Raw genomic sequence first — 5140 nt, 5'->3', positions numbered from 1 at the left:
CGTGTGATCAGTTCACTGATCTTATTCGGCAGTGTCTGTTTTCTTCCACGCTTGACACCCTGAACCTGAATGATCCATTTTCTTTCGCCATTCTGAGCCACCAGCTCATTCTTTTCTTCACTGAACGTATAACCGTTTTCGTCTAACCACGATTTCAAAAGATTATTCAAATCTTCCGTATTCCGCTTCATCTTCGCTTTCTTAGACGCTAATTTTTCCTCATACGTCTTAGATGGTCTTCCTCTTTTCTTATTAGGAAAACGCTGCGCACGATCTAAATCATCAACATGAAATCGTATAATCAAATGTGAACCATAACCTGTCGTTCCCTTAGGTGTCTTGATGATCTCATCACCTTCTAATGTCAGCTTATACATTGCCTGACAACAAGTGGGCATCGTCGCATGATTGGGCGATATTTCCTGATGTAATGCTTTACTGGAAATCTCAATCTCATGCAAGCCTGCTTTCCTTGCTTCTTCCTTCTTTGATTCAATTGCATATAAGTAATCTTTAATACCCGGACCTTTCATAATTAATCCCTCCTTCAATAAAAACATTGTAAGACTTTTCGTTTGTCGAAAACACGCACATTATGGTGCTTCTTTAATTTTTTTTGATTTTTGTATATAATAATGTAAGAGGTAACTATGAAAAAATCACAATTTAAGAAATACTTACATATTTTTGATAAGTTAGAAACAGATTCATTCACTCATAACACGGTATTTGAAGCTTTTCTTTCATGTATCAACGAGAAAGATCTCATACTTTCTAAAAAGGAATTTCATCAATTACTTGATTTTCTCATTGCTTCAAAGAATATAAAAATATTAGAAAACGGCTTTGATCTTTCCCAGCCTCTCTATATTTTCGCCAAAAGCTCCCATGATTCAAAGCTGGAAGCTTTGTCTTTATTTGAAGCTCTCATCCAGAAAGAAGAAACCCGTGCTTATTTTAAGACCCATTTAAATGAACCTTTATCTCTACGCTTCATTGATGAAGAATTCCGCCCGATCATCCTTGAAACGCTTTTATTTAAAAAAACAGACCATGTCCGTATTTTTGAACCCAAATGGCTTTATGAATATCAATGGATCCTCGAGGATACAGAAAAAGGTCTTAACTGTTCTGATTGTCTAAAAGCCTGTTATACTCATGACTTATATAGTCATCAAAAGCTTCAGTATCGCAATGAAGGTTCACCGATCGTCAATTATCAGCATTTAGAAGACATGTTAGATATTTTTCCACAAAAAGGGGTTCCGGTTGATCGGGATTGTTCCAAGGATCTGCAAGTCTTTTTCAAAGACTGCCTGTTTAATGAATTTCATCATTCCTGCTGCATCTGTCAGGCGGCTTTGCCACACATGCTGATTACTTCACATATCAAGCCTTTCCGTGATTGTGGATATCTGATTGAAGCCATGGATTCAAACAATGGACTACTGCTTTGCCGCAATCATGACTATCTTTTCGATCAGGGTTATATCAGCTTTGATGAACAGGGACATCTGCTTATCTGCGATGAGCTTCAGGATAAAAAAGAAATCTATCAGTTAAAAGAAAATTTCAAATTAGATCATACTCACATGAATGCATCACGAAAGCTTTTTCTTGAATATCATCGCCATCATATCTATAAAAAGTAATGCTTAACAAAAACAGGACACCTAAGTGTCCTGTTTTTGCATCTTTTTATAATGTTTATTCTTCATCATCTAATGCGAAGATTTGTTCGCCGTCCTGAGAAATCAGAAGTTTTCCTCTTGCATAGTTCATCGCATAGTTAGGATCCTGAAGCATTTCTTTCTGTTCTTCCAGACTTGCCGTTTCATCATCGATCTGAGCTGAAAGTGTTTCTGCCTCATCAATCCTATCCTTGATTTCTTTTGTTGTTAATAATTCGTTAACAACATTGAAAACGAACCAGAAGGAACAAGCAATTAACAAGATACTTTTTAAATGATAATTAAACCTTCTCATTTTTACGTTTCTTTTTGCGTTGCTCATTCTTTAGTTTCGACCTCCTTCTTTTTTCCCTTTGCTTTTCTATTATAGCATAGATTTTCTTTTTCGCAAAACCCAGTTTTTTCTTTAATGGCCGAAACATCTTTTTTATATAGAAAAACAGGGGCAAAAGCATCTCATAAAATAAGTGATAATAAAGATAAAGACCCCATAGAAAAACCGCCATCAAATAAAAATGTGTCATACCACCATTGATACAGTATAAGCCATAATAAAAAAGAAGGGTACAAAACATCGAAAAGAAGATATATAGAAAAGCTTTAAAAACAGAAGCAAAGGCAATACTGCAAAGAGATAAAAAGCTAAACAAAAATCCAAAAACTGCTCCTGCAAGCAGATGATATCCTAAAGAAATCATCTGTTCATACAGATTCATTTGAATAGTCTTGAAAACAGCGATTCTTTGTTTTTATGAGCTGTGGTATATTCTATGCCATCAATATTTCCTTTGATGATGACATCCCCATGCTCAGTATCCAGCTTATTCAATGATAATTCACTTCCTTTTATACACATCCATCCTAATGTCGTTTCTAAGATAAATTCGTTTTCATCAAAACGCTCTACATTTTTTACTCCGGATAATTCAAGAATCTTCCTTTCTTTACAGATAAAATTGTGATACGGATTCGTTTCAAACTTCAGTGCATTTTCCATGGTTCACTCCCCTTGTTCATTGTATGAAAGTAAATCAATAATAGAACCTTATAATAAAGAGTCAAAAGTATGATCATATCTTATTAATGAATTGAGTTAATAAAAAGATGACAATTATGCACGGATTTCATAAGATGTCATCTCTTTTTTATTTAAATTTATGTAATCAAGTTGTTTTCAGATAAATATCAGCTTAGCTTTCACTTTGTTTCTTTTCACCGATACTTAACAAGATATTTAATAAGATACCAAAGATTGCTGCTCCGGCAATGCAAGGAATCTGCAAGCCAAAGAATGGGATATTACCTCCAAAAGCATAGTTGCCACCGATACCGATCACCATGATTGCCGCGATGACCGCAATATTTTTTGAAGAGAACATATCCACTTTCTTTTCGATCATGATGGCGATACCCTGTGCGGCGATCGCTCCGAACAGATAGATTTCAAGACCACCGATCACAGCCAATGGGATACCATAGATGACTTGAATAAGTGGTGTAAAGAAACTGATGATCATCGCAAAGATTGCTGCAACGACCAGCACAGAAGTAGAGAAAACCTTCGTAATTGCCATCGTTGAGATATTTTCACCGTAGTTGGTTCCGGCAGGACCTCCAACAACACCGGAGATCATATCACAAATACCATCACCGATCAGGTTGCGGTCCAACAGGTCAACCAGGTGATACTTTTTATTGACGCCTTTACGTTTTGCCACATTATTTACATAGATATCCAGCTGATACATATGGGCTGTTGATTCCGGTATCGTTGCAATCGCAATAGGCATGATAGCAGCAACCGCTGTCCATGACACTTTAGGCAAAGAAAAAGCAGGAACAGCAAAGAGAGAACCATCTCCGAGTTTCCAAATAGAAGCTTCTAATGCTGCTGCAGGCATTTCTCTAAAGAGATTTACATCTGCAATCAGATAACAAGCAGCTGCGAACAGACATCCTGTCAATGCGCCAAGAAGTAATGGCAGCTGTCCTAAAAAGCCTTTTAAATATTTGGAATAAAGAATCGTAGAAATCAAAGTTACCAGAGCCACAACAATCCAAAGATTACTTTCAATCGTTGCTGTTTCTACATTCGGAATAGCGTCACTCAATGCATTTCCTGCCAAAGTTAAACCAATGATCATCGCAACAGGTCCTGTTACCGAAGCCGGTAGGATCTTTTCTACAGCCTTGCTGCCAAAGAATCGAACGAGCAGGCCTGCTGCAATTGAAACAAGACCGGAAAGAATGATACCAAACTGGGCATACTGGATTGCTTCTGTGGGAAGAATACCATCCACCTTGACAAAGCCCTCAGCCGCACACATACTGGATATAGCGGTCAGATAAGCAAAGCTTGAACCGTAATAGAGAGGAATCTTTCTTCCGGTAATAACAATGAAGAACAATGTCGCAAGCCCGCTGGCAAAAATGGTGGTCGATACCTGAAAGCCAGTTACCAAAGCTACTGTAACGGTAGCAGGGAACATGACAATCACTTGCTGGATCGCATAGAGTATCAATTTCCCAAGCGTAGGGTTCTCATCAGGCAAATAGCCTTCTGAAGCAAAAGTGTTTTCTTTTCGCATCAAAGATGTCTCCTTTCTATGAATTCCTGCCTCTTTAAAAAGGAGTTTTCTGCTCAACAAAAAGACATTACCGATATCCCCTAATGTCCTATATTTCACAAAAAAGTCCATGAAACTCAGAATCCATTTTTTCGATAATATCATAAAATCAAATAAAATGCTACAAAAAAATGATTTTTTTCAAATTTTCATCCGATCATCAAAAAAAAGATGGCTATTCACCATCTTCAATCATTCTTCTTATTATTATCTCAAATCAGCATAAAGCATCCATACCGCCATCCAGACGAATGCCGGATCCCATCATATGAGAGGATACATCTGAAGCCAGATAGAGCGCTAAATTAGCAACCTCTTCCGGTTTGCAGTATCTCTTATCCAAATACTGTGCACCAAAGATCTGTTCAGCTTCTTGATGCGTCTTCGTATCACCAAAGGTATTCTTTTCGATTCTTCCGATCATAGGTGTATCGACCCCTCCCGGACAGATATAATTACAGTGGATACCATGAGGACCCAGCTCAAGAGCTACCGTTTTTGTCAGACCTGCTACCGCATGCTTCGATGAGCAATAAGCACTCATTCCCGGAGATGTCGTATAGCTTCCGTTCGAAGCGATCGTAACGATGGCACCATTACCATTTTTGATAAGGTAAGGAGCTGCATATTTCATCACAAACATAACACTAAAGACATTGATCTGATATACCTTCATATATTCTTCCATCGTACAATCCTGAATCTCTTGATACTTTCCTTCATAGCCTGCATTTGGAATAACGATATCTATCTTGCCAAAATGTTCATAGGCACGATCGATCCAGTTTTTTACCTGTTCTTCCTGGGTTACATCAACAACTG

The 5140-nt window shown here is 37.6% G+C and carries 7 protein-coding genes; 1 reads left to right on the top strand and 6 read right to left on the bottom strand.

Annotation, left to right across the window (positions count from 1 at the left end; all coding sequences use genetic code 11):
• Positions 1 to 533: AT hook domain-containing protein (locus Q0K35_RS09380; RefSeq protein WP_294562530.1), on the bottom strand; the 533-nt coding region annotated here is incomplete at its 3' end.
• A 117-nt stretch (positions 534 to 650) separates the two neighbouring features.
• Here Q0K35_RS09380 and Q0K35_RS09375 point away from each other — a divergent pair.
• Positions 651 to 1652, top strand: a complete 1002-nt coding sequence (locus Q0K35_RS09375; protein ID WP_294562528.1) for an HNH endonuclease — start codon at positions 651 to 653, stop codon at positions 1650 to 1652.
• Positions 1653 to 1707: 55 nt separating this feature from the next.
• Here Q0K35_RS09375 and Q0K35_RS09370 read toward each other — a convergent pair whose 3' ends face one another.
• The 5 genes from Q0K35_RS09370 to Q0K35_RS09355 all read right to left on the bottom strand — a co-directional run.
• The gene (locus tag Q0K35_RS09370) at positions 1708 to 2013 is read right to left on the bottom strand and encodes a septum formation initiator family protein (protein ID WP_294562526.1); all 306 of its coding nucleotides are present in this window, start codon (positions 2011 to 2013) and stop codon (positions 1708 to 1710) included.
• On the bottom strand, positions 1973 to 2389 hold the full coding sequence (gene yabQ / locus Q0K35_RS11580) for a spore cortex biosynthesis protein YabQ (RefSeq protein WP_365936221.1): 417 nt from the start codon (positions 2387 to 2389) through the stop codon (positions 1973 to 1975). Before yabQ ends, Q0K35_RS09370 begins: the two co-directional genes overlap by 41 nt.
• 14 nt (positions 2390 to 2403) lie before the next feature.
• Entirely contained in the window at positions 2404 to 2688 is a 285-nt protein-coding gene (yabP, locus tag Q0K35_RS09365) for a sporulation protein YabP (RefSeq protein WP_294562525.1), read from the bottom strand.
• A gap of 193 nt (positions 2689 to 2881) precedes the next feature.
• Positions 2882 to 4279 carry a solute carrier family 23 protein gene (locus Q0K35_RS09360; protein WP_294562523.1) on the bottom strand — a complete coding sequence of 466 codons (1398 nt, stop codon included), beginning with the start codon at positions 4277 to 4279 and terminating at the stop codon, positions 2882 to 2884.
• 256 nt (positions 4280 to 4535) lie between these two features.
• Positions 4536 to 5140 (bottom strand): SDR family oxidoreductase (locus tag Q0K35_RS09355; protein WP_294562521.1); only part of this gene is annotated, 605 nt, incomplete at its 5' end.

It is taken from the genome of uncultured Traorella sp. (assembly GCF_944327115.1).
In the GTDB taxonomy this organism is placed as follows: domain Bacteria; phylum Bacillota_I; class Bacilli_A; order Erysipelotrichales; family Erysipelotrichaceae; genus Traorella.
Note: the sequence above shows the minus strand (reverse complement) of the source record. Positions and strands in the feature narration are given on the sequence as shown.